This window comes from Clavibacter sp. MX14-G9D (assembly GCF_032917815.1).
GTDB classification, from domain to species: Bacteria; Actinomycetota; Actinomycetes; order Actinomycetales; family Microbacteriaceae; genus Clavibacter; species Clavibacter michiganensis_K.
On the sequence record NZ_JAVCVL010000359.1, the window covers coordinates 1 to 1412 of the forward strand.

Consider the following 1412-nt stretch of genomic DNA (forward strand, 5'->3'; position numbering starts at 1 on the left):
GCGGGTGCGGGTGCGGGTGCGGGTGCGGGTGCGGGTGCGGGTGCGGGTCCGGGTGCGGGTCCGGGTGCGGATGCGGGGATCGCGGTCGGCGGCGCCGGCCGGGCTGCGACGGCGCGCGCCACCCGGTCCGGGTCAGACGGGGACGGCCGCGGCGCGGGTCAGCGCGCGATGGACGAGCCCGGCGATCAGCGCGCCGACCACCGGCGCGAGGAGGAACGCCCACAGCTGCCCGAGGGCGGTCGGCCCGCCGTACACGGCGGCGGCGACGGAGCGGGCCGGGTTCACGGACGTGTTGCTCACCGGGATGCTGATGAGGTGGATCAGGGTGAGGGTGAGCCCGATGACGATGGGCGCGACGGACGCGTACGCCTCCTGCCCGGTGACCGCGAGGATCACGGTGACGAAGACCGCGGTGAGGACGGCCTCCACGAGGAGCACGGCGCCGAGGCCGAAGCCGCCGGGCGACGCCTCCCCGTAGCCGTTGGACGCGAAGCCGGAGTCCTGCGCGGCACGGAGGTAGCCGGCCGGGCCGTCGGCCGCGATGAGCGCGAGCACGCTGGAGGCGAGCACGCCGCCGACGAGCTGGGCGATCACGTAGCCCGGCACCTCGCGCCAGCCGATGCGGCCGGCGGTCGCGAGGCCCACCGTCACGGCGGGGTTGAAGTGGCCGCCGGAGATGCCGCCGACCGCGGCCACGCCGGCCATGACGGTCAGGCCGAAGGCGAGCGCGACGCCGAGGAACCCCACGCCCGTCGCGTTGCCGTCGTCGGGGAAGGCGGAGGCGTAGAGCGCGGTGCCCACGCCGCCGAGGACGAGGAGGAACGTGCCGAACGCCTCGGCGCCCCAGCGGGCGGCGGCGGACGGCCGGTCGGGGGCGGATGCCGCCTTCTGCCCGCGTCCCTGGGCGGGGGTGTCGCGGGGGGCCTTCGTGGCGGAGGGGGACTTGGTCATCGGGTCTCGGTCCTCTGGTGCTTCGGGTGCGGTGCGGGTGCTGCGGGGTCGGTGCGGATCGGGGACCCGGATCCCCCGCGCGCGGCGACGGGACCGGGGCGCCCCCGGTCCCGTCCGCGGGCGGTGCTACTGGACGCGGCTCGTGCTGGACTCGTCCTCGTCCTTGTCGTCCGACGGGATGTGCACGTCGGAGACGGTGACGTTGACCTCGGTCACGTCCATGCCGACGACCTGCGAGATGGCGTCGGTGACGGACTCGCGGATCCGGTCGGCGAGGTCCTGCAGCGCGACGGGGTACTCGGCGACGACGATGATGTCGGCCGCGACCTGCTTCTCGCCGACCTCGACGGAGATGCCCTGGCCGCGGTCCTGCTGGCCGATGACGTTGCGGATCGCGCCGACGGCACGTGCGGCGCCGTTGCCGAGGTCGTGGACGCCGGGGACCTGGCGGGCCGCGATGC

At 75.9% G+C, this 1412-nt stretch carries 2 protein-coding genes; both read right to left on the minus strand.

The features are described from left to right. Nucleotides 1-132 precede the first annotated feature (132 nt). On the minus strand, nucleotides 133-951 hold the full coding sequence (gene aqpZ / locus Q6969_RS15610) for an aquaporin Z (protein WP_317231260.1): 819 nt from the start codon (nucleotides 949-951) through the stop codon (nucleotides 133-135). A 126-nt stretch (nucleotides 952-1077) separates the two neighbouring features. Then, nucleotides 1078-1412 (minus strand): Asp23/Gls24 family envelope stress response protein (locus Q6969_RS15615; protein ID WP_317231261.1); only part of this gene is annotated, 335 nt, incomplete at its 5' end.

Excerpts from the sequence above, each read along its gene's own strand:
- aqpZ (WP_317231260.1), bottom strand. The coding sequence starts at position 951 with ATGACCAAGTCCCCCTCCGCCACGAAGGCCCCCCGCGACACCCCCGCC.